Origin of the sequence: Kocuria sp. (genome assembly GCF_030530945.1) — a bacterium.
Lineage (GTDB): Bacteria > Actinomycetota > Actinomycetes > Actinomycetales > Micrococcaceae > Kocuria.
Genome location: NZ_JAUMTZ010000011.1, coordinates 18,720 through 44,215 on the forward strand (window position 1 = coordinate 18,720; position 25,496 = coordinate 44,215).

General features: G+C 73.1%; 19 protein-coding genes. 6 read left to right on the plus strand and 13 right to left on the minus strand.

All coding sequences use genetic code 11. The features are described 5' to 3' along the window. Positions 1-13 precede the first annotated feature (13 nt). The 3 genes from acnA to Q4A22_RS09635 form a co-directional block, all read right to left on the minus strand. Positions 14-2,821 (minus strand): aconitate hydratase AcnA, encoded by a 2,808-nt coding sequence (gene acnA / locus Q4A22_RS09625; protein ID WP_303178973.1) that lies wholly within the window; start codon positions 2,819-2,821, stop codon positions 14-16. A gap of 168 nt (positions 2,822-2,989) precedes the next feature. Next, on the minus strand, positions 2,990-4,420 hold the full coding sequence (locus tag Q4A22_RS09630; RefSeq protein WP_303178975.1) for a class I SAM-dependent RNA methyltransferase: 1,431 nt from the start codon (positions 4,418-4,420) through the stop codon (positions 2,990-2,992). Continuing rightward, a complete protein-coding gene (locus tag Q4A22_RS09635) occupies positions 4,417-6,390 on the minus strand; it encodes an APC family permease (RefSeq protein WP_303178977.1) in 1,974 nt (657 codons plus the stop codon). The genes Q4A22_RS09630 and Q4A22_RS09635 overlap by 4 nt, the downstream gene beginning before the upstream one ends. Positions 6,391-6,454: 64 nt before the next feature. On the opposite strand from Q4A22_RS09635, the gene Q4A22_RS09640 reads away from it, so the two are divergent. Both Q4A22_RS09640 and Q4A22_RS09645 read left to right on the plus strand, forming a co-directional pair. Then, a complete protein-coding gene (locus tag Q4A22_RS09640; protein WP_303178979.1) occupies positions 6,455-7,174 on the plus strand; it encodes a TrkA family potassium uptake protein in 720 nt (239 codons plus the stop codon). Then, on the plus strand, positions 7,174-7,932 hold the full coding sequence (locus Q4A22_RS09645) for a TrkA family potassium uptake protein (protein WP_303178981.1): 759 nt from the start codon (positions 7,174-7,176) through the stop codon (positions 7,930-7,932). Before Q4A22_RS09640 ends, Q4A22_RS09645 begins: the two co-directional genes overlap by 1 nt. Here the strand turns inward: Q4A22_RS09645 and Q4A22_RS09650 are convergent. The 4 genes from Q4A22_RS09650 to dut all read right to left on the minus strand — a co-directional run bounded on the left by Q4A22_RS09650 (position 7,838) and on the right by dut (position 10,256). Continuing rightward, entirely contained in the window at positions 7,838-8,548 is a 711-nt protein-coding gene (locus Q4A22_RS09650) for a DUF3159 domain-containing protein (protein WP_303178983.1), read from the minus strand. The two genes, Q4A22_RS09645 and Q4A22_RS09650, sit on opposite strands and share 95 nt — an antisense overlap. Beyond that, positions 8,545-8,913 (minus strand): hypothetical protein, encoded by a 369-nt coding sequence (locus tag Q4A22_RS09655; RefSeq protein ID WP_303178985.1) that lies wholly within the window; start codon positions 8,911-8,913, stop codon positions 8,545-8,547. The genes Q4A22_RS09650 and Q4A22_RS09655 overlap by 4 nt, the downstream gene beginning before the upstream one ends. Before the next feature lie 2 nt (positions 8,914-8,915). Beyond that, entirely contained in the window at positions 8,916-9,719 is an 804-nt protein-coding gene (locus Q4A22_RS09660; protein ID WP_303178988.1) for a DUF3710 domain-containing protein, read from the minus strand. Between the two features lie 75 nt (positions 9,720-9,794). Beyond that, on the minus strand, positions 9,795-10,256 hold the full coding sequence (dut, locus tag Q4A22_RS09665; RefSeq protein WP_303178991.1) for a dUTP diphosphatase: 462 nt from the start codon (positions 10,254-10,256) through the stop codon (positions 9,795-9,797). A gap of 135 nt (positions 10,257-10,391) precedes the next feature. On the opposite strand from dut, the gene Q4A22_RS09670 reads away from it, so the two are divergent. Then, positions 10,392-11,066: a DUF3093 domain-containing protein gene (locus Q4A22_RS09670; RefSeq protein WP_303178992.1), complete on the plus strand. Its 675-nt coding sequence runs from the start codon at positions 10,392-10,394 to the stop codon at positions 11,064-11,066. 96 nt (positions 11,067-11,162) lie between these two features. Here the strand turns inward: Q4A22_RS09670 and Q4A22_RS09675 are convergent, their stop codons facing one another. Continuing rightward, complete coding sequence (locus Q4A22_RS09675) at positions 11,163-11,462, minus strand: DUF4193 domain-containing protein (RefSeq protein WP_303178994.1); 300 nt, start codon at positions 11,460-11,462, stop codon at positions 11,163-11,165. A 311-nt stretch (positions 11,463-11,773) separates the two neighbouring features. On the opposite strand from Q4A22_RS09675, the gene sepH reads away from it, so the two are divergent. Together sepH and Q4A22_RS09685 are read left to right on the plus strand one after the other, a co-directional pair. Further along, positions 11,774-13,246, plus strand: a complete 1,473-nt coding sequence (gene sepH / locus Q4A22_RS09680) for a septation protein SepH (RefSeq protein WP_303178996.1) — start codon at positions 11,774-11,776, stop codon at positions 13,244-13,246. A 133-nt stretch (positions 13,247-13,379) separates the two neighbouring features. Next, the gene (locus Q4A22_RS09685; RefSeq protein ID WP_303178998.1) at positions 13,380-14,159 is read left to right on the plus strand and encodes a hypothetical protein; all 780 of its coding nucleotides are present in this window, start codon (positions 13,380-13,382) and stop codon (positions 14,157-14,159) included. Between the two features lie 188 nt (positions 14,160-14,347). On the opposite strand, the gene Q4A22_RS09690 is transcribed toward Q4A22_RS09685, so the two are convergent. From Q4A22_RS09690 to Q4A22_RS09705, 4 genes are all read right to left on the minus strand, one after another. After that, positions 14,348-15,493: an alkaline phosphatase family protein gene (locus Q4A22_RS09690; RefSeq protein ID WP_303179000.1), complete on the minus strand. Its 1,146-nt coding sequence runs from the start codon at positions 15,491-15,493 to the stop codon at positions 14,348-14,350. Continuing rightward, positions 15,490-16,197 carry a DUF5998 family protein gene (locus tag Q4A22_RS09695; protein WP_303179002.1) on the minus strand — a complete coding sequence of 236 codons (708 nt, stop codon included), beginning with the start codon at positions 16,195-16,197 and terminating at the stop codon, positions 15,490-15,492. Before Q4A22_RS09695 ends, Q4A22_RS09690 begins: the two co-directional genes overlap by 4 nt. A 121-nt stretch (positions 16,198-16,318) precedes the next feature. Further along, positions 16,319-17,887, minus strand: a complete 1,569-nt coding sequence (locus Q4A22_RS09700; RefSeq protein WP_303179003.1) for a serine/threonine protein kinase — start codon at positions 17,885-17,887, stop codon at positions 16,319-16,321. 13 nt (positions 17,888-17,900) lie between these two features. Further along, the gene (locus tag Q4A22_RS09705; RefSeq protein WP_303179004.1) at positions 17,901-20,591 is read right to left on the minus strand and encodes a GNAT family N-acetyltransferase; all 2,691 of its coding nucleotides are present in this window, start codon (positions 20,589-20,591) and stop codon (positions 17,901-17,903) included. Positions 20,592-20,661: 70 nt separating this feature from the next. Here Q4A22_RS09705 and Q4A22_RS09710 point away from each other — a divergent pair, with 70 nt between their 5' ends. Then, positions 20,662-23,211, plus strand: a complete 2,550-nt coding sequence (locus Q4A22_RS09710; RefSeq protein ID WP_303179005.1) for a DNA topoisomerase (ATP-hydrolyzing) subunit A — start codon at positions 20,662-20,664, stop codon at positions 23,209-23,211. A 60-nt stretch (positions 23,212-23,271) separates the two neighbouring features. Here Q4A22_RS09710 and Q4A22_RS09715 read toward each other — a convergent pair whose 3' ends face one another. Continuing rightward, positions 23,272-25,380: a type IIA DNA topoisomerase subunit B gene (locus Q4A22_RS09715; protein WP_303179006.1), complete on the minus strand. Its 2,109-nt coding sequence runs from the start codon at positions 25,378-25,380 to the stop codon at positions 23,272-23,274. Between the last annotated feature and the right edge of the window lie 116 nt (positions 25,381-25,496).

Sequence of the window (25,496 nt, forward strand, 5' to 3'; positions counted from 1 at the left end):
GCGGAACGGGTGACTACTTGGCGATCTGGCGCAGCACGTACTGCAGGATGCCGCCGTTGCGGTAGTAGTCCGCCTCACCCGGGGTGTCGATGCGCAGCACGGCGTCGAACTCCACCGTGGAGCCGTCCTCCTTGCTGGCCGTGACCTTCAGGGTCTTGGGGGTGGTGCCCTCGTTCAGGGCGGTCACCCCTTCGATCGAGAAAGTCTCGGTGCCGTCGAGGCCCAGGGAGTCCGCGGACTCGCCCTCGGGGAACTGCAGGGGCAGCACGCCCATGCCGATCAGGTTGGAGCGGTGGATGCGCTCGTAGGACTGCGCGATCACCGCGCGCACACCCAGCAGGGACGTGCCCTTGGCCGCCCAGTCACGGGAGGACCCGGAGCCGTACTCCTTGCCGCCCAGGACCACCAGGGGCACGCCGGCCTCCTGGTAGTTCATGGCCGCGTCGTACACCGCGGCCTGGGGGCCGCCCTCCTGGGTGAAGTCGCGGGTGAAGCCGCCCTCCACCCCGTCCAGGAGCTGGTTCTTGATGCGGATGTTCGCGAACGTGCCGCGGATCATGACCTCGTGGTTGCCGCGGCGGGAGCCGTAGGAGTTGAAGTCCTTGCGCGCCACACCGTGCTCGGTGAGGTACCGGCCCGCGGGGGTGTCCGACTTGAAGGAGCCCGCCGGGGAGATGTGGTCGGTGGTCACGGAGTCGCCGAGCTTCAGCAGCACGCGGGCACCAGTGATGTCCTCCACCGGGGTGGTCTCCATGCTCATGCCCTCGAAGTACGGTGGCTTGCGCACGTAGGTGGACTCGGGATCCCACTGGAACACGTCACCCGTGGGGGTGTCGAGGTTCTGCCAGCGCTCGTCGCCGTCGAAGATCGTGCCGTACTCGCGGTCGAACATCTCCGTGTCCATCGAGGCGTCGATGATCTTCTGCACCTCGGTGGGGTCCGGCCAGATGTCCTTGAGGAACACGTCCTTGCCGTCCGAGTCCTGGCCCAGGGGCTCGTTCTCGAAGTCGAAGTCCATGGTCCCGGCCAGGGCGTAGGCAATGACCAGCGGCGGGGACGCCAGGTAGTTCATCTTCACGTCCGGGTTGATGCGTCCCTCGAAGTTCCGGTTTCCGGAGAGCACGGAGGTCACCGCGAGGTCGTTGTCCTGGATGGCCTGGGAGATCTCCGACTCGAGCGGGCCCGAGTTGCCGATGCACGTGGTGCAGCCGTAGCCCACGATGTAGAAGCCGAGCTCCTCCAGGGCGGGGACCAGGCCGGACTTCTCGTAGTACTCGGTGACCACGCGGGAGCCCGGGGCAATGGAGGTCTTCACCCACGGCTTGGCCTTCAGGCCCCGCTGGGTGGCGTTGCGGGCCAGCACGGCCGCCGCCATCATCACGGAGGGGTTGGAGGTGTTGGTGCACGAGGTGATGGAGGCGATGGACACCGCGCCGTGGTCGATCTCGAAGTCACGGCCGTCGGGCATCTTCACCTCCACCGGGTGCTCCACGCGCTGACGCAGCTCTGCGGCGGTGGTCTCCCGGGGCTCGTCCGCCGGGGACTGCTCGGTGGCGGCGTCGTGGGACGGCGCGTCGGAGGCGGGGAAGGACTCCACCACGTTGGTGTCCACCTCCACCGTCTCGTCCTCCACCACGTAGTTCACGAGGTCCTCGCGGAACTGCTCCTTGGAGCGGCTGAGCTCGATCCGGTCCTGCGGGCGCTTGGGTCCGGAGATGGAGGGCACCACCGTGGAGAGGTCCAGCTCCAGGTACTCGGAGTAGGCCACCTCCTTGGCGGGGTCGTGCCACATGCCCTGCTCCTTGGTGTACGCCTCGATCAGGGCGATCTGCTCCTCGGAGCGGCCCGTGAGCTTGAGGTAGTCCAGGGTCACCTGGTCGATCGGGAAGATCGCGGCGGTGGAGCCGAACTCGGGGGACATGTTGCCGATGGTGGCGCGGTTGGCCAGCGGCACCGCGGCCACGCCCTCGCCGTAGAACTCCACGAACTTGCCCACCACACCGTGGGCGCGCAGCATCTCGGTGATGGTGAGCACCACGTCCGTGGCGGTGGCGCCGGAGGGGATCTCGCCGGTCAGCTTGAAGCCCACCACGCGCGGGATCAGCATGGAGATGGGCTGGCCGAGCATGGCCGCCTCCGCCTCGATGCCGCCCACGCCCCAGCCGAGCACGCCGATGCCGTTCTCCATGGTGGTGTGCGAGTCGGTGCCCACGCAGGTGTCCGGGTACGCGCGCAGCGTGCCGTCCACCTCACGGGTCATGACCACGCGGGCCAGGTTCTCGATGTTGACCTGGTGGACGATGCCCATTCCCGGGGGCACCACCTTGAAGTCGTCGAACGCGGTCTGGCCCCAGCGCAGGAACTGGTACCGCTCGCCGTTGCGCTGGTACTCGATGTCCATGTTGCGCTCGATGGCGTCCGCGGAGCCGAAGGCGTCGATCTGCACCGAGTGGTCGATGACCAGCTCGGCGGGGGCCAGCGGGTTCACGCGGGAGGGGTCTCCCCCGAGGTCCGCCACGGCCTCGCGCATGGTGGCGAGGTCCACAATGCAGGGCACGCCGGTGAAGTCCTGCATGATCACGCGACCAGGGGTGAACTGGATCTCCGTGTCGGGCTGGGCGTCCGGGTTCCAGGCGCCCAGGGCCTCGATGTGCTTGCTCGTGACGTTGGCACCGTCCTCGGTGCGCAGCAGGTTCTCGAGCAGGACCTTCAGGCTGTAGGGGAGCTTCTGTGCACCCTCCACGGCGTTCAGTCGGAAAATTTCGTAGTCGGTGCCCTTGACGTTGAGAACGCCCTTGGCTCCAAAGCTGTCCACAGTCATGGTGTGGAACTCCTCTCGCCACCGTTGGTTGCGTCCGCCGCGCGGGGCGAAGTGCCTGCCCGGGCGCGGTGGACGGTCGGCCCCAGTGTAGCCCGTGGCGGGTCTACTGCCGGGTAACCCCACACGTGCGGCACCGGGTCAACGGGCCGCGCGGAGCGGCCACGGCACTCAGGAGTCCCGGTGCAGCACGGCCACGGCCTCCACGTGGTGCGTGTTGGGGTAGAGGTCGAACCCCTCCACCCCGTCCACCCGCCAGCCCCGGCGGCGCAGCCGTCCCACGTCCCGGCCCAGCGCGGCCGGGTCGCACGCGACGTAGACGATGCTGCGCGGCTGCGCGTGGTCCACCGCGGCGAGCACCTCCTTGGCCGCCCCGGCGCGCGGGGGGTCCATGACCACCACGTCCGGTCGCGGGGCCGCAGACCCACCACCGCGGGACGACGCCGCCCGCGCACCGGTCCCACGCACCCCGCCCCGGGCGCGCCCGCGCCCGGTGAGCACCCGGGCCACGTCCCCGCGCACGGTGGTGACGTGCGGGGACCCGGCGAGGTTGTGGGCGGCGTCGGCGGACGTGACGGGCGAGCCCTCAACAGCGAAGACCGCCCCGGACTCCCCCACCGCCCGCGCTGCGAGCGCCGAGAAAAGACCGGCGCCGCTGTAGAGGTCCCACACGGTGTCCCCGGGGCGCAGCCGGGCACCCTCCAGCACCGCGCGGGTCAGGGTGGCGGGTGCCTCCCGGTGGATCTGCCAGAAGCCGGTGGCACTCACCCGCCACTGCAGCGGCTCACCCTCGACCCCGGGCAGTCCGGCCACCGCGAGGGACTCCACCACTTCCGGGGCACCGGCCCACGTGTCGGTGCGCCGGTGGTCCGTGGACCGGGCGGTGACGCTCACCGCGTGCTCCCGCCCCCACGCGGTGAGGCGCTCCCGCAGCGCCGCGACCTCCGCCGCCGTGGCGTCCTCGCGCAGGCTCACGTGCACCAGCGGGCGCTGCCCGCCGGCCGGGGCGGCCACGTCCACGCGGGACGCGCCCCGCAGGTTCAGGGACCACGGAGCCAGGGCACGCAGCGCGTCCGTGGCCAGGGGCATGTCCGTGACCGGTGTGAGCGCCTCCGAGCGGTGCGGGTGCATGCCGGGGGTGCCGTCCGGCGCCACGTCCAGGTGCAGGCGGGTGCGCCACCCGGTGCCGTCCGGGGACTCCCCCGGCACCGGCTGGACGCCGCCGTCCCACTGCCACCCGCCCAGGTGGGAGAGCTGCTCGGCGAGCACACGGCGCTTGAGCTCCCGCTGGGTGCCCAGCTCCGCGTGGCCGAACTCGGCCCCGCCGAGCGGTGCCGTGTGCGCGGCGGCCGCCCGGACGGCGTCGGCGTCGGGCCACACGTGGGCGGCGCGGCGCCCCGGGGCGGGCTCCAGCACCTCGGTGGCGTCCGCGCGCCAGAACGAGGCCTCTGCCGGCGCGTCCGTGAGACGCACCCGCACGAGCTCGCCGGGAAGCCCGTGGCGCACGAAGACCACCCTGCCCTCGTCCGTGCGGGCCACCACGTGGCCCCCGTGGGCCACCTCGCCCAGGCGCACCACAAGCTGTTCGGGGGTCTCTGTCATCGGCTGTTCTCCGTGAGTTGCAGTTCGCGCACCGACTCGAGGTGCCAGGGCACGGAGGCGATCATGACCCCGCGCTCGTAGTGCAGCCGGGTCCGCAGGGGGCGGATGGCCTGGTTGTGCAGGAAGCGCTCCCACCCGCGGCCCACCACGTACTCGGGGAGGTAGACGATCACGAGGTCCCGCGGGGACTTGCGGCGGATGCCGCGGATGTGGGCGATCACCGGACCCACCGTGGCCCGGTAGGGCGAGGCGAGGACCGTGATGGGCACCGGGATCTCCAGCGACTGCCACTGCCTCACGATCCCCTCGGTGCGGGCGCGGTCCGTGTCCACCACCACCGCCTCGAGGCTCGAGGGGCGGGAGGCCCGCGCGTAGGTCAGCGCACGCACCACCGGCTTGCGCACGGAGGTGACCACGATGATCGAGTGCACGCGGGAGGGCAGGGCGCGGACCGAGGAGTCCGGGCTCACCTCGAGCTCCGCGTCCACCGCACGGTAGTGGCGCGCGATGGAGCGCATCAGCGCAGTGGTCAGGGCGATGGCCACGATGGTGAGCCACGCACCCTGGGCGAACTTGGTGACCAGCACCACCACGAAGACCGCGGCGCAGGCCATGAGCGCGATCCACGCCACGGCCAGGCGCAGCGTGAACTCGCGCGGTGCGGTGCGGGACGCGCTCGTGCGCCGCTCGCGGGTCCAGTGCCGGACCATGCCTGCCTGGGTGAGGGTGAAGGCGAAGAAGGCCCCCACCACGTACAGCTGGATCAGGGCGTTCACGTTCGCGCCGAAGACGAGGGTCAGGACCGCCGCGACCACGGAGAGCACCACGATCCCGTTGGTGAACGCGAAGCGGTCGCCGCGGCTCTGCAGCTGCCGCGGCAGCAGTGCCGCCGAGGCCAGCCGGGAGGCGAGCACCGGAAAGCCCGAGTAGGCGGTGTTGGCCGCCATGAACAGCACCCCCACGGTGACCAGCGCCAGCACGGCCACCCACACGGAGTCGGGCCCCGCCACAGCCTGCGCGAGCTGGCCGAGGACGGGGACCTGGAAGAACCCGGGGCCCGGGGCGTGGCCGTCGATCAGCAGCTGCCGCTCGGGGTCCATCACCACCACTGCACCCGTGCGGCGGGTCAGGTGCAGGACGCCGAGCAGCAGCACGGCGGACAGTGCGCCCAGCACGGCGAGGGTGCGCGCCGCGTTGCGGGCCTTGGGCCGCCGGAAGAACGGCACGGAGTGGGTGATGGTCTCCACGCCCGTGACGGCCACGGCCCCGGAGGAGAAGGCGCGCAGCACGAGCACGGCCCCGGCCAGGCCCACCAGACCGCCGGTGCCGCCGTCCACCGGGCGCACCTGCCATCCCGCCGACGGCGCCCGGTCCAGCGAGCCGCCCAGGTCCTGCAGGACGCCCGTGAGAACCAGCACGAGCACCACGCCCACGAAGGCGTAGGTGGGCACCGCGGAGGCACGGCCCACGAACTTCAGCCCGCGCAGGTTGAGCAGCCCCACGAGGGCGATGCCGACCACGGCCACCGCGGTGCGGTGCTCCGCGACCCACGGGAGCACGAGGGCCAGGTACTGGGCGGCCGCGGCCATGGACACCGCCAGCACGAGGGCGTAGTCCACGAGCAGCGCCGCTCCCACGGCGGCCCCGACGGGGCGCCCCAGGTTGGTGGAGGCGATCTCGAAGTCCGCGCCGCCGGAGGGGTACGCCCGCACGTTCTGGCGGTAGGCGGTGATGACCACCGCGAGCACCACGAGCACCACCAGGCCCACCCACGGGGACACGACCACCGCGGAGGAGCCGGCGAGCGCCAGGGTGAGCAGGATCTCGTCCGGGGCGTAGGCCACCGACGACAGCGCGTCCGAGGCGAAGACGGGCAGCGCCGTGCCGTTGGAGAGCACGGTGCCCGCGGCGCGCTCGTTGTGGATGGGCTTGCCCACGAGCGCGCGGCGGAACATCTGGGACGCATACACGTGGGAACACGCTAGTCGCTGAGCGGGTCCTTGTCCCGCGGTGCGGGGACCTATGCTGTGGCCCATGGCGCATTTCGTGATCATGGGCGTGGGCAGGGTGGGGATCACCCTCGCGCACGCCCTGGAGGACTCGGGGCACACCGTGGCGGTGATCGACCAGGACGACCGGTCCTTCCGCAAGCTGCGGCCCTCGTTCGAGGGGAAGAAGGTCACGGGCCACGGCTTCGACCGCGAGGTGCTGCAGCGGGCGGGCATCGCGGACGCCTACGCCTTCGCGGCGGTCTCCAGCGGGGACAACTCGAACATCATCGCGGCGCGCGTGGCCCGGGAGACCTTCAAGGTCAAGCACGTGGTGGCGCGGATCTACGACCCCACCCGCGCCGAGTTCTACCAGCGCATGGGCATCCCCACGGTGGCGTCCGTGCGGTGGAGCGCGGACCAGGTGCTGCGGCGGATCCTGCCGGAGCACGCGATCACCGGGGACTTCCGGGAGGCCTCGGGGCGCCTGCAGCTGGGTGAGCTGCCCCTGGACGACTCCTGGTCCGGACTGCACCTGGACCGCATCGAGGAGGCCGCCGGGGTGCGGGTCGCCTTCGTCACACGCTTCGGGGAGGGCATCCTGCCCGCGAGCGACACCAGCTACCAGCAGGGGGACATCGTGCACGCCATGATGCGGGTCGAGGACGTGGAGCGGGTCTCGCGCATCCTGTCGCGGCCGCCGTCGGACGAGGTCGTGGAGGCCGTGGCACTGGCCGCCACCCGGGACTCGCGGAGGGGCAGCTGATGCACGTGGTCATCGTGGGCGGGGGCTCGGTGGGGTCCTCGATCGGACGGGAGCTGCTCTCCCACGGTCACGAGGTGGTGGTGGTGGACGCCACCGCGGAGGTGATCGGGCGCTCGAACCTGCGCGGCGCGCAGTGGGTGGTGGGGGACGCGTGCGACCTCGACGTGCTGCAGCGGGCCCGTGCCGAGGAGGCGGACGTGGTGGTCGCGGCCACCGGGGACGACAAGGCCAACCTGGTGGTCTCCCTGCTCGCGCGCAGCGAGTTCGGGGTGCCGCGGACCGTGGGTCGGGTCAACAACCCCAAGAACGAGTGGCTCTTCGACGACGCCTGGGGCGTGGACGTGGCCGTCTCCACCCCGCGGCTGATGACGGCGCTCGTGGAGGAGGCCGTGGAGATCGGGGACGTGGTGCGGCTGCTCAGCTTCCAGACGGGCGCGGCCACGCTGTCCGCCTACACGGTGCCGCGGGAGCATCCGGTGGTGGCGAGCACCGTGTCACAGGTGCCGTGGCCGCCGGACGTGGCGCTCGTGGCCATCCTGCGGGACGGGGTGCCCATCGCCCCGTCCGGGGACGACCTGCTGGAGGGCGGCGACGAGCTGTTCTTCATCACTACTGCGGAGGGCGAGGCGCAGCTGCGGGCCATGTTCACCACGGCCCGGGACGTCAACCTGCACGCGGCGCTCGACGAGGGCGGGTCCACAGCCATGCCACCCACAGCACCGCGGCGTACAGCGGAGCCCCCATCACCAGCCGTGTGACCCCGAGCGCGGTGACGTCCCGCGCGAAGAACATGGGCAGCTGCACCGCCAGCCGGGCCACGAACATGGCGAGCAGCAGGGCGTTGCCCCGCTGGTAGGCCGCCCGGCGGGCGCGGTCCTCCCGCCACAGCACGCCCTCGCCGCGCACGTACCCGTAGAGCACTCCGAGCAGCGGCCACCCCGCCGCGGCGGAGATCCCCAGCACCGCCGCGCCGGCGGCGTTGGTGACGAAGCCCCACACGTAGTAGTCCAGCGCCTCCCCGCCCACCCGGGCGAACAGCGCGCAGATGCCCACTCCCACCAGTCCCGCGAAGGCCTGCGTGGCGGACTCGCGACGGGCCAGGCGCAGCACGGTGAACGCCGCCGCCACTGCCAGGGACGCCGTGAGCGCCACCGGCAGCCGCCCCGTGGCGAGCACGCACACCAGGTACACGAGGCCCGGCAGCACGGACTCCAGCACGCCGCGCCAGCCGCCCACCGCGGAGAGCACGTCCAGCTGGCCGTTCTCGTCCCGGCGCATCCCGGAGCGCCGGGCGAGGTCCTGCGCCGCCCGGCCCACCGTGGCCTCCGGGTCCTCCCCCGCCTGCCCCCGCGCGGGGTCCGGATCCGGGCTCACCGACGCACCTTCTTGGGGGTCACGATCTCGTAGCGCGGGTTGTGCATGGTGGCCACACCGTCCGGGAAGCACACCACGGCCAGGCACCGCAGCCGTGTGCCCGCGACCACCCCGGGCACGCTGCGCTGGCCGTTCCACAGCAGCTCCACGGCGCACGGCACCGGGCTGCCCTCCCGCGGCACCTTCAGCAGCGCCCGGAAACGCGGGGGCGCCGTGGCCGGGGCGATCGTGACCTCCACGACCATCCCCTCCACGACCGCGCGCCGCCGCGGGCCGTCCGTGCAGGAGGGGTTCAGGGCGCGCTCCCCGGAGTCGGGGCCGCCCATCACGTCGATGGCTCCCGTCAGGGGGTTGTTGGCGAACACGCTCAGCCGATCTCGGTGATCTCGGGGCCCCGCCGCGGGCTCTGGACCTCCGGGCCCGACGGCGCGACCCCACCCGACGCCCCGGCTTCCGCGCGGGTGCCGCGGGCCTCGGGCGCGGACGCGGCGCCGTCGCCCGCCACCCGGCGCACCGCGGCGTCGTCGGGCATGCTCAGGGCCAGCAGGTCGCGCGGCGGGTGGGGATCCTGGCCGCGGACCACCACGAGCGCGCGCACGGCGTCGTCCAGGACCTCCGCGGTGGTGCCGGGCAGGGCGGCACCGCCGGTGAACACGGCGCGCAGGAACCAGCGCGGGCCGTCGATGCCCACGAAGCGGGCCAGGCGGTAGCCCTGCTGGCCGTCGGGGGTGGTGCCGGGGAACTTCGCGTCCACCTGCAGACCCAGCGGCCCGTGGGAGACCGTGGGATCCCCGCCGTCGCGGCGCAGTCCGGCCACCAGCTCGGCGCGCACCTCGTCCCACAGCCCCGAGGACTTCGGGGCGGTGAACACCTGCAGCTGCACGGAGCCGTCCCGGAAGTCCATGTTCACGGCACGGGGCACGCGGGTGCGCTCGTCGACCTCCATGCGCACGGCCACCGCGGACGTGGGCTTGAGCAGCAGTGCACCCAGGTCCAGGTACTCGCCGCGCTCCCCCGTGAACTCGGCCTCGTCCCAGGGGCCGTTCGCACGGGGGTCCGGGCCGGTGCCCTCCTCGCCGGTCGCCACGGGTCCGCCCTCCCCGGGGGTGGTGCCCGGCTCCTGCGCGGCCTCGTGGGCCTCCGTGCGGGTGCGCTTCCTACGTCCGAACATCTCAGCTCCCAGAGGGTCTCGAGTGGTGGTGTGTGGGGCGGCGGCGCCGGGTCCGCACCGCCGGTGCATGCGGCCTCAGTGCGTGCCGGAGGAGCCGAAGCCCCGGGTGCCGCGCTCGCTCGCGGGCAGCTCGGCGACCAGCTCGAAGCGCGCGGTGACGACCTCCTGCAGCACGAGCTGGGCGATCCGCTCGCCGCGGCGCACCGTGTAGCTCTCGCGCGGGTCCGTGTTCAGCAGGCACACCTTCAGCTCCCCGCGGTAGCCGCTGTCCACCGTTCCCGGCGCGTTGAGCACGGTGATTCCGTGCTTGGCGGCCAGCCCCGACCGGGGGTGCACGAGGCCCACGTGCCCCTCGGGGACGGCCACGGCCACCCCCGTGTCCACGAGTGCGCGCTCGCCCGGGGCGAGCTCCACGTCGTGGCGGGCGCGCAGGTCCGCGCCGGCATCCCCGGCGCGCGCGTACGCGGGTGCGGGCAGCTCGGGGTCCAGCAGGTGCAGTGCCACGCCCACCGTGGTGGGCTCGCTCTCGTCAGTCACAGTGGCCCACTCTAACGCGCGGCACGCGCGCGGCCAGGGCCCCCGACGACGCCGCCGGGTCCCAGCCACGGACCCGTCACGACCGGGCCCGTCCCGTCCGTGCCCGTCCCCAGGAGAGTGTGCCAAGGTGGAGCCATGAGTTCCGATTCCACCACCCGGGGTGCCGACGGGGACCCGTCGCGCACCGGCACGGGCCACCCCGCTCCCCGTCCCGCAGACCACGACGGGTCCACCGCCACGGCCTCCGGGGGTGCCGCCGGGCGCTCCACCCCGGGCTCCGACGGCCGTGGCTCCGCCGCGACCGGCCCGCGCGTCGCACCCGAGGACGCGCCCGCCACGCGGGCCGGGCAGGACGGGAGCCGGGTGCGCTACGAGGAGCGACTCTCGGTCTCGTGGTGGGTCTGGCTCATCGTCCTGTTCGTGGGCGGCACGGGCTTCGTGGCCGTGGCGCCCATCAGCATCGCGGTGGGCGTCGTGGTGGCGCTGGTGCTGATGGTCGCGATCGGCCTGGCCGTGCACCTGGGCGCACCGCGGATCGTCCTGACGGACGAGGACCTGCGGGTGGGCCGCGCCTACATCGAGCGGGAGTACGTGGGCACCGCCGAGGCGCTGCGCGGGGCCGACGCGCGGGAGGCGCGCGGACCCCAGCTGGACGGACGCGCCTTCATGAACTTCCGGGTCTCGGTCCCGGACCTGTGCCGCATCGAGATCGTGGACCCCGTGGACCCCACCCCGTACTGGCTCACGGCCACGCGCCACCCGGAGGAGCTGGCCCGCGCCGTCAACGAGGGAGTTCGGCCCCGTTCCTGAGCGGGCCCGGCGCCCCGGCGCTGTGCCGTGCCGTGGGAACGACGACGGGCGGTCACCCTGGTCGGGTGACCGCCCGTCGTGGTGAAACCGGTGGGATCAGCCGATGCACTCGTGGCAATACTTCACGCCGTTGCGCTCCTCGGCGAGCTGCGAGCGGTGGCGCACGAGGAAGCAGGAGCCGCATGTGAACTCGTCGTCCTGCGCGGGAAGGACCACCACGGACAGCTCCTCGTTGGAGAGGTCCGCGCCGGGGAGCTCGAAGCTCTCGGCCGCCGTGGCCTCGTCCTCGTCCACGCTGCCGGACTGGTGGTCCGAACGCCGGGACTGCAGCTCCTCGATGGAGTCCTCTTTGAGGTCCTCGTCCTGCTTGCGAGGCGCGTCGTAGTCTGTGGCCATGTGTCTATCCGCTCCAACCGGGATTCGCGAGATCGCTGTGTGAGACGGGCCCCGGACGATCTCCCCCGGGGCCGTGTCGCGTAGATTGTTCACCATGGGGACGCAAAAAGCCAGTGCCCGCAGGAGACTTCTCTCCCACGGCGGAACGGTCCCGCAGCCCCGGTGACACGGGCCACCTCGAGGCCGCGGCGGCGTCGCCCGCCACCCCCTGCACCGGCCCCGCCCGCGACCGTGTTAGTAGACTGGCGCCACGTACGCGCGGACGCGCACCACGGAGGCCGTGGGCGGCGCGCCGGTGAGGGAAGGACAGCATGGAGCAGTTGCGCCTGGTAGGAGTGCACGACGACGGTGAGAGCCTCATCGTGGAGACCCCCGATTCCACGCGGTACCGGTTGCCGATCGACCAGCAGCTGCGTCAGAGCATCCAGCACGCGCGCCGCAAGCCGCCCGCCCGCGGGCGCGGTGGCGCCTCCTACGGCCCCCGGGACATCCAGGCCAGGTTCCGTGCCGGTGCCACCGTGGAGGAGGTCGTCGCGGAGTCGGGCTGGGAGGCCGATCGCGTGCGGCGCTACGAGTGGCCCATCCTCGCGGAGCGCTCGCACGTGGTGGCCGAGGCCTGCCGTGTGAAGGTGACCGGCACCAACCCGGTGCACGACGGGTACCGCTCCGTCTTCGAGGGCGATCCCAAGTCGCTGGAGGAGACCGTTGCCGAGCGCGCACCGCAGGTGGGCGTGGACCGCGCGACCTTCGACTGGGACGCCTGGCTGCGCGAGGACCAGCTGTGGAGCATCCAGCTCACGTTCATCGTCACCGACCCGGGTGCTACGGGCACCACCGAGGACGGCCCCGCGCTGTGGAGCTACAACCCCGCCACCCAGTCCCTGCGCCCGGAGAACGGGTGGGCCCGCACCCTCGGCGAGGAGCCCCGCGAGACCGGCCCGCTCGGCACGGCGGCACCGGCCGCTCCGGCCGTGGCCCCCAGCCCCCAGCTGCGCCAGCTGCAGCAGGAGGCCAGCCAGGCGGACGACCTGCTGGACGTGCTGCAGGCCCGGCGGGGCCGGCGACTCGGAGCGGATGAGGCCGCGGACGACCGCCTCGCGGAGATCCTCGGCCGCGGCATGGGCCAGGTGGAGCGCCGCCCCCGGCCCATCGACGCCCCGGAGGACTCTGCCGTCTTCGACCGGCCCATCCAGCCGGCCGCGTCCCGGGTGGCCGAGGACCGCGCGCTGCAGGAGGAGGGGATCGAGATCGTGGACGACTCCACTCCCCTGCGCCAGGACCCTCCCGTGGCGGACACCGGCGGGGACACCGCTGCCGCTCCGCGTCCCGTGCCGCCCGAGAACGTCCACGAGGACGCTCCCGAGGCCTGGGTGGACGTGACCACCGAGGACCCGCGCGGCACCGCAACCCCGGAGGGACCCGAGGACCACGCGCGGGCTCGTGGGCAGGATGCGCCGTCCGCCGGAGGCTCCCCCGTCATGGAGCTGCACGCGCGCGGCTCCGCCGGACAGGACACGGCCTCCCCCGCGCACACCTCCGGCGCCGCGCTCACCGCGGACGCCAGGCACGGCGACGCCGACAGGGCCGCACACGATTCCCACGGGAACCAGGCGCACGACCCACGACACTCCTCACCCGATGCGGAGGGCGGCGAGGCCGAGCAGGACTCGGCGCGTTCCGACGACGCCGGAGCCACCCCCGGCCCCCGCGGCCGCACACCCAAGGCCAAGCGCTCGTCGGTGCCCAGCTGGGACGACATCGTGTTCGGCGCCAACCGGGAGTAGGCCCCACCCCCGTCCCACCTGGGGCAGTGGGAGATTCCGGGCCCCAGGCGGTAAAGTCTCGTGAGCACGCCGGGCTCAGGGGAGAACTTCGCTCGGGCGTGCGAGTTCACGGGCGATCTTGAGGAACTTTTCCATGGGCAACTCCATCCAGGACGATCTCTTCGGCGACGACTCCGAGGCCGGCGGGGCCACAGGCTCCGCACGCGCCTCCGGCGCGCGCCGCTATCTGGCACCCGCCGCCCTGGGTGGTGCGGCCCTCCTGGTCCTGGCAGGGGTGGGTGCCGTGGCGTTCACCGGGTTCTCGGGCGGCCACGACGAGCCGGACCCGGCGAACTTCGCGAGCCAGTCCCCCTCACCGGGCAGCAGCATCACGGATGCCACGCCGTCCTCCTCCCCCACACCGTCCACGACGCCGTCGCCGTCCTCGACCGCGGAGCCCACGGTTCCCGCGGAGCAGTACCAGGCCCCCGCGGCGCCGGCGAACCCGGTGCAGCCCGTGGTCCCCGCCCCGCAGCCGGTCGCTCCCCAGCCCGTGCCCACCACGCAGCCCACCCGGGCCCCGAAGACCACTCCCGCCCCGGCAAAGACCCGTGCCCCCGAGCAGCAGCAGAGCGCCGCACCCAAGCAGCAGGCTCCCTCGCAGCCCTCCAGCGGCGGCGGTGCCGGATCCGGCGGAGGCACGGGCCAGGGCGGCTCCGGTGGCGGATCGTACGGTGGCGGGACCGGTGGATCCACCGGCGGTTCCGGTGGCGGTTCCGGGAGCAGTGGCCAGTCCGGGAGCGGTGCTGGCAGCCAGACCGGCAGCGGAGCCGGCGCCGGTGCTGGCGCGGGCACTGAGCAGGGCGGAACCACGGGCGGAACGGGCAGCGCTGCGGCGGGCTCGAACCCCACCGAGGGTGGCGGCTTGCGCTGAGCCCCTCCCCTGCCCGGCGCACCGTCCCGCGGGCATCCTGAGCACGGGGTCCGGCGGAGACGACACCCTGACGTCGACGCCTGGCATCGGTGCCGCGCGTGCGACACCGGAGGATGTGACGGCGCGGATTCGAGGGAGTGGATGCGACGGAGCGCGGCCGGAGCCGCGGGGTCAGCACGTGCTGGGGATCACCACAGCAGCGCTGGGACCAGCCGCTCCTGCTCCGTGAGGGAGCCGTGCTGACCCACCATCTCCAGGGGCCGGGTGCCCTGCCGGGACACGTCGTAGAGGGCGATCTCCTCGCGGCCCAGGACCCACACGTCCCCGGCCCGCCGCAGCAGCGCGGGGTCCGGATCCGCCCCGAAGTACCCGTGCTCCGCCAGCTGGTCCCGGGTGGCCACCCACACGGCGTCCCTGAAGTGCTCCCGCCACGCCCGCGCCACGTGCTCCGGATCGGTGTCCTCGGTGGTGTGCAGCTGCACGGCGCGGGGCTCGCCCGCGGTGTGCCGCACTCCTGCCATGAGAGCGGGAACGCCGCTGACGTCCACCCGGTGCTCGGGTGCCACGTCCACCATGCCGTGGTCCGCGGTGAGCAGCACGCGCGTGTTGGCGGGCAGCCGGGAGACCAGGCGCCGCAGCGCGGAGTCCAGCTCCTCCAGGGCGCCCAGCCACGTCTGGGAGCGCCAGCCCTCGCGGTGCGCGGTCTTGTCGAGCTCGTCCCAGTAGAAGTACACGAGCCCTCGGCGCCCCTCCCGCAGCTGCTCCAGGGCGCGGGCGGTGCGCGCGTGCACGCCCTGCGCGCCCACGAAGCGTCCACCGCGCAGGGCCGCCCGGGTGAGGGCGGAGGTCTCGAAGCGGGGTGAGCTGACCGTGGCCACGTCCACCTGCCCGGCGGCGTGCTCCAGGACGGTGGGCAGCGGTTGCCAGGCCAGCGGGTCCAGGCCCGCGGGCCACTGGCCCAGCATGTTCACCACCCGGTCCCGCTCCGGGTCCAGGACGTCGTAGCCGAGCATCCCGTGCCGACCGGGGGCCGCCCCGGTGCCGAGGCACGACAGGGACACGGAGGTGGTGGAGGGAAAGGCGGCGTCGAGCTCGCCCAGGGACTCCGCCGAGCGCAGCGTGGGAGCGTACCCGCCCACCTCCCGCAGCAGACGCGAGCCCAGCCCGTCCACGAGCACCACCACGTAGCGCTGCGCCCCCGGCAGGCTCAGCGCGTTGCGGGTGCCCGCCACGCCCACCGCGGCCGCCGCCGAGGAGAGCACGTCCGCGACGCTGCGCGTCCCGTAGCGCGGCGGGCCGGGCAGCGTGGAAGCCGGAGCGGCGTCGTCGCTCACGAGGCGTGTCCCGCGTCGCGGCCGTTGTGCCGGTGGCCGAAGCGCGAGCGCGGGGCCGGGGGCTCGGAGCGCGGCGGGCCCGGGTGCGCCGGGGCCTGGGCGATCCGGGCGCCGTCGTCGGTCAGGGGAGCCACGTTCGCCCGGCGCAGGGTGCGCGCGAACTCCCGCGCGCCCTCCACGGCGTCGCTGCCGTCCGCCTCGGAGCTGATGCGCATGACCACGTCCTCGCTCGCGGCGGTGCCCGTGTAGCCGTGGTCCGCCTGGCACTCCGGGTCCTCGCACATGGCGGGGTACAGCTCCAGCTGCTGGGTGCCCGTCCAGCTCACCGAGAGGTTCAGCTCCATGATGGGCGTGCCCGGCTGGTAGTTCTGCGGCTGCTGGTACGCGTAGCTCAGGGTCACCGAGCGGATCTGGGAGATGGGGACCGTCTCCGTGGAGACCCGGGCCACGGTGTCCGCGCCGGAGTCGTCGAGCTGCTGGTCGTCCACGTGGGTGATGTGCAGGACGTCCTCGGCGAGCACGAGCGCGGTGATGTGGCGGTGCAGCTCCGTGTTGGTGAAGTGGGTCTCCAGCTGCACCAGGTGGGAGACCGGGCGCCTGCCGTCCAACGAGTCCTTGACCACGTCCGCGACGAGCTGCGGGTAGAACCCGGCCTTTTCGATGTCCTGGACCAGGCGTGAGCCATCGGGTGCTGAATACGTCATGGGGACATTGTCCTCCACGGCGGAGCGGGGAGCACACCGTGCGGGCTCACGGCGTCCACTCCCGCCGTGCGGACCCCGCACCGCAGTGCCGCGACCTCGCCGCGCCGTGGGCGGCGCGCGCTCACGGGGCGACCACGCAGGAGACGGTGCCGTCCTCGAGCTGGGTGCACACGGGTGTGGCCGCGGGGTCAACGGGGCTCGGCTCGCCGGTGTCCGTCCCTGGCGCCGGCGTGGTGACCGCGGGGTCTGCGGGCACGGGGGCCGAGCCGTCACCCCACTGCACCAGCAGCGGTGCCAGCCACACGTACCCGGCACCGAGCACGAGTACGGCGGCGCCCAGCACGGCCAGCCACCACCACCGCGGGGGCCGACGACGCCGCTCCCCGCCCGTCCCCGCACCGTCACCCGGCTCGGTGGCCGGCAGGGCCCGGGTGGCCGGGTCGCGACGGTCCGGGACGCCACGGTCCACGCCCTCGGTGACCGCTGAGGGGATGGCCGTGACCGCGGTGGGTCCGGTGTCGTGCGATCCCACGGGCGGTGGCGGCGCCGAGGGGTCCAGCCGCTCGGTGGCCTCCCCCGCCGCGGCTGGCACGGGCTGTGACGTGTCGCGCGTGGGCACCGTCCCGGAGCGCGCGCCCTGGGTGCTCGCCGGGACGGCGTCCGCGGCGGGGGCGAACGGGCGCAGCACGTCCGAGCCGCGCTCGGTCATGGCGGGGTGCTCGACGGGCGGGATGGCACGGCGGTGCACCGCGTGCCAGGCGATGGGCGCGTCCCGGGTGGGCTCGCCCCCGGGGGGCAGGCGGGCGGCGTCGGGAACCGGGGACAGCTCACGCTCCGTGGTGGGCTCCAGGACGTCGAAGATCTCGAACGGCTCGCCGTCCGCGGTGCACCCGGGCACCTCCGCGCGCGCGGGCGCGCCGCGGCGCAGCTCCGCGAGCAGCCGGTCCGCGGCGGCCGCGCGGGCCCGCGGATCCGGGTGGAGCAGTCCCGCCACGCCGGTGCGCAGGACCTCGGAGTCCGCGAAGAGCTCGAGCTGCGCGACGGCCTCGGGTCCCAGGGGGTCGCCGCTGAGGTCCACCTCCGGCAGCACCATCCGCACGGCCGTGACACCGGCCGCGTAGAGGTCCAGTGCGCGGGAGGGGTTGCCGGGGGCGTACGCCTCGTGGGGCAGGTAGCCGGGGGTGCCCACCACCGTGCCGGTGTGGGTCAGCCGCGCGTCCTCCAGCCGCACGGCGATCCCGAAGTCCGTGAGCCTGGTCGCGGGTCTGGCGGCGCCCGTGGGCTCCATCAGGATGTTCGCCGGCTTCACGTCCCGGTGCACCCAGCCCCGGGTGTGGACGAAGTGCAGGGCCTCGAGCAGCTGCCACAGCAGCTCCTCCGCGAGCGTGTCCGCCACGGCGCCGTTGTCCTGCAGGGCGGCCTCGAGGGTGCCTCCGGAGACCAGCTCCATGGCGATCGCCACGTGCTCGTCCTCCGCGGCCCACCCGTAGGGGGCCACCACGTGGGGGTGGTCCAGGTTCACGGACTGCTCGCGCACGAAGCGCAGCAGGTCCGCGGAGTCGCGCTGGCGCAGCACCTTGGCCGCGCACTCGTGCCCCAGGCGGAGGTCGTGGGCGCGCCACACCGCACCGCTGCCGCCCTCCGCGATGGGCGTCAGCAGCTCGAAGCGGCCGGCGATCGTGTCCCGCACGTGTGCGGCGCGCCTAGCCCAGCATCGCGCGGCGCGCACTGTCGGTGCGCTGGCCCGGGTTCCCGAGCTTCACGGTGGCCGAGAGCACGGTCAGCACCGACCCGGAGAGCACCACCGGGTTCAGCTCCAGGAACGCGATCTGCGGGAAACGGTCCTTCAGGAACGCCACCCGGTTGACCAGCGCCTCCAGACCCGCCGTGTCCACCGGCGGCACGCCCTGGTAGCCGAAGAGCTTGCGGGCGGCCTTGGGCGCGCGCACCATCCGGGTGATGTCCCGGTCGGTCAGGGGCGGGACGCGGTGCGCCCAGTCGTCCAGCAGGTTCACGGCATCACCCGCCATCCCGAAGGAGAGCACGGGACCGATCAGCGGATCCTCCGCCGCGCGCAGCACCACGGTCTGGCCCGTGGGCGCCATGGACTGCACCTCGAAACCGGTCGCGTTCCACCCGGCCAGCGTGCGCCGCATGGTCTCCACCGCCGCGCGCAGCTGCTCCGGGTCCTCGATGTTGAGCACCACCCCGCCCAGGTCCAGGCGGTGGCGCAGGAACGGGTCCGTGGTCTTCAGGGCCACGGGGTAGCCCAGGCGCCGTGCCGCCGCGAGACCCTCCTCCGGGTCCTCGAACCGGGCGGACTCCAGCACCCCGATCCCCGCGTGGGCCAGCAGCTCGTTGCGCTCGGCGATGCTCAGCTCGTAGAGGGTGTCCCCGCTGACCTTCTCCTGCTGACGCTCCAGGAACGCCTCCACCCCGGCCAGGTCCAGGCCCTCGGGCTCGTTGACCACGCCCTGGTCCTGCGAGCGCCACGCCGTGTACTCCGCCACCCGGGCGAGCGCGTGCATGGCGGCGCCCGGGGAGTCGAAGCACGGCAGGGCGGCGTCGTCGCACGCGCGGACGGTGGAGGTCATGGACTCGGCGCCGTACTGGCCCGTGAACACGGCCACGGTGGTGCGCCGCGCGTCCCGGGCGGCCACGGCGATCTCGCGCACCAGGGCCTCGCGGTCCAGGCCGGGGACGGGCATGAGCACCAGGACCACGCTGTCCGCCTCCGGGGTGGTGAGGTGCGAGCGCACGGCCCGCAGCACGGCGTCGTGCGCGGCGGCGGCGCCGTGGGAGGTGTCCACGGAGCCGTCCACCACGGTGGGCTCCAGGTCCAGCCGCAGGGCGGTGTCCTCGGTGAGCTGGGCGAGCGCGAGGGCGTTGGAGACCACGGCCACCCGGCGCGAGGCCGGCAGGGGCTGGGTCTCGGTGACGGCGGCGATCTCCAGCAGCTGCTCCGCGGTGGACGCGCGGATCACCCCGGCCTGGCGGAACATGGCGTCCAGGGCGCCGGCCGGTGCCTGGGTGGTGCGCCCGGTGTGCCCCGGGGGCAGGCGCAGGCCCGTGACCTCGGACTTGGCCACGATCACGGGTTTGCCCAGGGACAGCCGCCGCGCGATGCGCGAGAACTTGCGGGGGTTGCCCACGGACTGCAGGTAGAGCCCGCACACGGTGGTGTCCGGGTCGTCCTCCCAGAACTGCATGAGGTCGTTGCCGGAGACGTCCGCGCGGTTGCCCGCCGAGAGGTAGCTGGAGAGACCCACCCCGTGGCGCAGCGCCGCGCCGTAGAGCATGGTGCCCACCGCCCCGGACTGCGAGAACAGGCCCAGCCCGCCCCGCCGCGGCAGCCGCGGCAGCACCGAGGCGTTGAGCGAGACCTCGGGGTCGGTGTTCATCAGGCCCAGGCTGGCCGGGCCCACCACGCGCATCCCGGCGGCGCGGGCGATCCGCACGAGCCGCCGCTGCTCCGCGGCACCCTCCAGCCCCGCCTCGGCGTAGCCCCCGGTGACCACGACGACGGCGCGCACGCCGGCCCGGCCGCACCGGGTCACGGCCTCCTCCACGGCCTCCCGCGGGACGGCGATCACGGCGAGGTCCACGGGCTCGGGGATCTCGGAGACGTCCGCCACGAACGTGAGGCCCTCCCGCTCGTAGGGCGTGTGCCCCACGCCGTAGAGGGTGCCCGTGAAGCCACCGGAGAGGATGCCCTCCACGGCGTGGTGCCCGGCGTTGTCCTCGTGGGAGGAGGCGCCCACCACCACGACCGTGGTGGGGGTGAGCAGGTCCTTCACCGAGCGGGCCTCCGCGCGGTGCTCGCGGGCGGCCATGACCGCCAGGGACTTCTCGGTGGGGTCGATGTCGAACTCCACGACCACCACGCCGTCCTCGAACTGGCGGGAGACGTCGTAGCCGGCCTCCACGAAGACGTGGAGCATCTTGCGGTTCTCGGGCAGCACCTCCGCGGTGAAGCGGTCGATCCCGTTCTCCCGGGCGGCCGCGGCCAGGTGCTCCAGCAGGATGGAGCCGATGCCCCTGCCCTGGTGGTGGTCGGAGATCATGAACGCGACCTCCGCGGCCCGCGGCGTGGTGCGGTCGTAGCGGCCCACCCCGATCAGCTTCTCCCCGAGCACCAGCACGAAGCACACCCGGTCCGCGTGGTCCACCGTGGTGAAGCGCTCCAGCTCCCGCTGGGACAGCCGCGGCTTGTAGGAGAAGAACCGCAGGTAGATGCTGTCCGGGGACTGGGAGGAGTGGAACTCCTGCAGCAGGTCCTGGTCCCGGGGGCTGATGGGACGCAGGTGGGCGGTGGCGCCGTCGCGCAGGATCACGTCCGCCTCCCAGTGCTCGGGGTAGGACTGCTGCTGCGGAGCCTCGTCGTGGGAACCCATAGAATGCAGAGTATCCAACCGGCTGCTCCGGTCACAGGAGTACGCACCGATGACAAGGAGTTGCCCCTCGATGGCTCGTCGCCGCTCAGCCACCCGCTCCCCCCAGGACGACCTGCCCGCGGACTTCGTCGAGCACATCGTGGACGTGGACGTCACCCAGGAGATGGAGACCAGCTTTCTGGAGTACTCCTACTCGGTGATCTACTCCCGGGCCCTGCCGGACGCCCGGGACGGGCTGAAGCCGGTGCAGCGGCGCATCCTGTTCATGATGGACCAGATGGGGCTGCGCCCGGACCGCGGCCACGTCAAGAGCGCCCGCGTGGTGGGCGAGGTGATGGGCAAGCTGCACCCCCACGGGGACGCGGCGATCTACGACGCCATGGTCCGCATGGCCCAGTCCTTCGCCATGCGCGTTCCCCTGGTGGACGGGCACGGCAACTTCGGCTCGCTCGACGACGGCCCGGCCGCCCCCCGCTACACCGAGGCCCGCATGGCCCCGGCCGCCCGGACGCTCACGGGTGACCTGGACGAGGACGTCGTGGACTTCGTCCCGAACTACGACAACCAGTTCCAGCAGCCCGCGGTGCTGCCCGCCGCGTACCCCAACCTGCTGGTCAACGGCGCCACGGGCATCGCCGTGGGCATGGCCACCAACATGGCCCCCCACAACATGCGGGAGGTGGCCGCGGGTGCCCGTCACCTGGTGCTGCACCCGGAGGCCACCCTGGAGGAGCTCATGAAGCTCATCCCCGGCCCGGACCTGCCCTCCGGCGGGCGCATCGTGGGCCTGGAGGGCGTCCGGGACGCCTACCGCACCGGGCGCGGCTCGTTCAGGACCCGCGCCACGGTGAGCATCGAGCAGGTCTCCCCCCGCAAGCAGGGCATCGTGGTCACCGAGCTGCCGTACATGGTGGGCCCGGAGAAGGTCACCGAGAAGATCAAGGACGCCGTCCAGGCCAAGAAGCTCACGGGCATCTCGGACGTGGTGGACCTCACCGACCGCACCAACGGGCTGCGGCTGGTCATCGAGGTCAAGAACGGGTTCAACCCGCAGGCCGTGCTCGCCCAGCTCTACAAGCACACACCCCTGGAGGAGTCCTTCGGGATCAACAACGTGGCGCTCGTGGACGGCCAGCCCCGCACCATGGGGCTGCTGGAGCTGCTGCGCGTGTACACCGACCACCGGATCGCTGTGGTCCGCCGCCGCACCGCGTTCCGCCTGGCCAGGCGTCAGGACCGGCTGCACCTCGTGGAGGGGCTGCTGGTGGCGATCCTCGACATCGACGAGGTCATCCGGATCATCCGCTCCTCCGAGGAGACCGCTGAGGCCCGGGACCGGCTGATCACGGCCTTCGACCTCTCCCGTGCCCAGGCGGAGCACATCCTGGAGCTGCGCCTGCGCCAGCTCACCAAGTTCTCGCGCGTGGAGCTGGAGGCCGAGCGCGACCGGCTGCGCGCGGAGATCGCGGAGCTCGAGGCGATCCTGGGCTCGGAGACCACGCTGCGCGGCGTCGTCGCCGACGAGCTGTCCGAGACCGCGGCCACGTACGGCGACGACCGGCGCACGGTGCTGCTGGAGGCCGAGGACCTGCCCGCGGTCACCGCAGCGCAGACCGGCAAGAAGGCCCCCGCGGCGTCCGTGGCGCTGGAGATCAGCGACGACCCGTGCTGGGTGTTCCTGTCCACCACCGGGCGGATCGCCCGCAGTGCGGCGCGCACCCCGCTCGCGGACGCGTCCCGGCGCTTCAAGCACGACGCCCTGACGAGCGTGGTCCCCGCGACCGCCCGCGGGGAGATCGCTGCGGTGACCTCCACCGGCCGCATGCTGCGCGTCTCGTGCGTGGACGTGCCCGTGCTCCAGGACTTCGACGGGGTTCCCCGCCTCGCGGACGGCGTGCCCGCCGCGGACTTCCTGGGCCTGGAGAAGAACGAGGAGCTCGTGGGGCTCGTACCGCTGAGCGAGGTGGTGGCGATCGGCACCGCGGCCGGGGTGGTCAAGCGGGTCAACCCGGACTACCCCCTGAACCTGGACCAGTGGCCCGCGATCAAGCTCCGTGACGGAGACCGTGTGGTGGGCGTGAGCGCCGCACCGGACGCCGCCGAGCTCGTGCTCGTGTCCTCGGACGCCAAGCTGCTGCGCTTCCCCGCCTCCGCCGTGCGTCCCCAGGGCAGGACCGGCGGCGGCGTGGCGGGCATGAAGCTCGCCGACGGCGAGCGCGTGGTCTTCTGCGCGGCGGTGCTGCCGCGGGAGTCCACCGTGGTGGTGACCCAGGCCCGCAGCGACGGCCAGCTGCCCGAGATGGGAGAGGCGTCCATCAAGGTGACGCCGCTCAGCGAGTTCCCCGTCAAGGGACGCGCGACCGCCGGGGTGCGCGCCCAGCGCCTGCTCACCGGCGAGTCCGGACTCACCCTCGCGTGGGCGGGCCACGGCCCGGCCAAGGCGGTCTCCGCCGCAGGGGTGGCCCGCTCCCTGCCCACCGAGTACGGGCGCCGGGACGGCTCGGGCGTGGGCATCGACCGCGCCGTGGCCGCCGTGGGGCCGGCGCTGAGCGGGTTGCCCGTGGTGGCGGAGAACCCGGCGGCGGAGTCGTCCGAGACGGACGGGTCCACCCCGGCCTGACGGCACCGCCACGCGACCCGACTCCCGGACCCGGCCGTGCGGCGCCGGGGGCCTGGCGGCTCAGGCGTCGATCTGCTCCTGGTTCAGGTGCGCGGCACCCGCGACGATGAAGTCCTTGCGCGGGGCCACCTGCGAACCCATCAGCAGTGAGAACGCCCGCTCCGCGGCCTCCGCGTCCGCCACGCGCACCCGGCGCAGCACGCGGTGGCGGATGTCCATGGTGGTCTCCGCGAGCTGGTCGGCGTCCATCTCACCCAGGCCCTTGTAGCGCTGGATGGGTTCCTTGTAGCGGCGCCCCTGCTCCTCCAGGCTCCCCAGCAGCGTGTCCAGCTCCCGCTCGGAGTAGGTGTAGACCATCTCGTTGGCCTTCGACCCCGGGTTCACGATCTGCACGCGGTGCAGCGGGGGCACCGCGGCGTAGACCCGCCCGGCCTCCACGAGGGGACGCATGTAGCGGTAGAAGAGGGTGAGCAGCAGCGTGCGGATGTGGGCGCCGTCCACGTCCGCGTCCGTCATCATGATGACCTTGCCGTAGCGCGCCGCGTCCAGGTCGAAGCTGCGGCCCGAGCCGGCACCGATCACCTGGATCAGGGCGGCGCACTCCGCGTTCGCGAGCATGTCCGTGATGGACGCCTTCTGCACGTTGAGGATCTTGCCGCGGATGGGCAGCAGCGCCTGGTGGTTGGAGTTGCGCGCCAGCCGGGCCGTGCCCAGGGCGGAGTCGCCCTCCACGATGAACAGCTCCGAGCGGGCCACGTCCGCCGAGCGGCACTCCACGAGCTTGGTGGGCATGGAGGAGGTCTCCAGCGCGTTCTTGCGCCGCTGGGTCTCCTTGTGCACGCGGGCGGAGATCCGGGACTTCATCTCCGCGACGATCTTCTCCAGCAGCTGCCCCGCCTGGGCCTTGTCGTCGCGCTTCGTGGAGGTGAGCTTGCGGGTGAGCTCGGCCTCGACCACCTTGGCGACGATCTGGCGCACCGCCGGCGTGCCCAGCACCTCCTTGGTCTGGCCCTCGAACTGCGGCTCCGCCAGGCGCACGGTGAGCACCGCGGTGAGCCCGGCGAGGACGTCGTCCTTCTCGAGCTTGTCCGTGCCAGCCTTGAGCCTGCGCGAGTTCGTCTCCACCTGCTTGCGCAGGGTCTTGAGCAGGGCGTTCTCGAAGCCGCTCAGGTGCGTGCCGCCCTTGGGCGTGGCGATGATGTTCACGAACGAGCGCACCGTGGTGTCGTAGCCCACGCCCCAGCGCAGCGCCACGTCCACCTCGCACGCGCGCTCCACGTCCTGCAGCTGCGCGTGGCCGGAGTCGTCCAGCACCGGCACCCGCTCCGTGAACGAGCCCTGGCCCTGCAGCCGCCACACGTCCGTGACGGGGGCGTCCGCCGCCAGGAACTCGGCGAACTCGGAGATGCCGCCGTCGTACTGGAAGACCTCCTCCACCGGGCCGTCCGCACCGGCCGTTCCCGGCAGCCGCCGCTCGTCCGTGACGGTGATGCGCAGCCCGGGGATCAGGAACGCCGTCTGGCGGGCCCGGCGCACCAGCTCCTCCGTGGAGAACTTCGCGTCCGGGGTGAAGATCTGGTCGTCCGCCCAGTAGCGGATGCGGGTGCCCGTGACGCCGCGCTTGGCCCGGCCCACCACCTGCAGGTGGGAGTCCGTGGTGAACGGCTCGAAGGGCGCGTCCGGCGAGGGTGCACCCTTGTCCGCGAACGTGCCCGGCTCCCCCCGCTTGAAGGACATCTGGTAGGTCTTGCCCCCGCGGTCCACCTGCACGTCCAGGCGCGCCGACAGGGCGTTGACCACGGAGGCACCCACCCCGTGCAGACCGCCGGAGGCTGTGTAGGACCCGCCGCCGAACTTGCCCCCCGCGTGCAGCTTGGTGAACACCACCTCCACGCCGGTGAGACCCGTGCGGGGCTCGGTGTCGATGGGGATGCCCCGGCCGTCGTCGTGGACCTCCACGGAACCGTCCCGGTGCAGGAACAGTGCGATGTCCTGGCCGAAGCCCGCGAGCGCCTCGTCCACGGAGTTGTCGATGATCTCCCACAGGCAGTGCATGAGCCCGCGCGAGTCCGTGGAGCCGATGTACATGCCCGGCCGCTTGCGCACGGCCTCCAGACCCTCCAGCACGGAGAGGTGGCGGGCGTTGTATTCGGAGCGAGACGGTGTCACGGTGGAGCTTCTCCCGGGAGGTTGGGGTGCCGCGGGGGCGGGTGGGGACCACATCACTCTAGACGGCACCCGTGGTTTGTGCGCGGTGGGCGAAACCGCCCCGGCGGGGGAAGCAA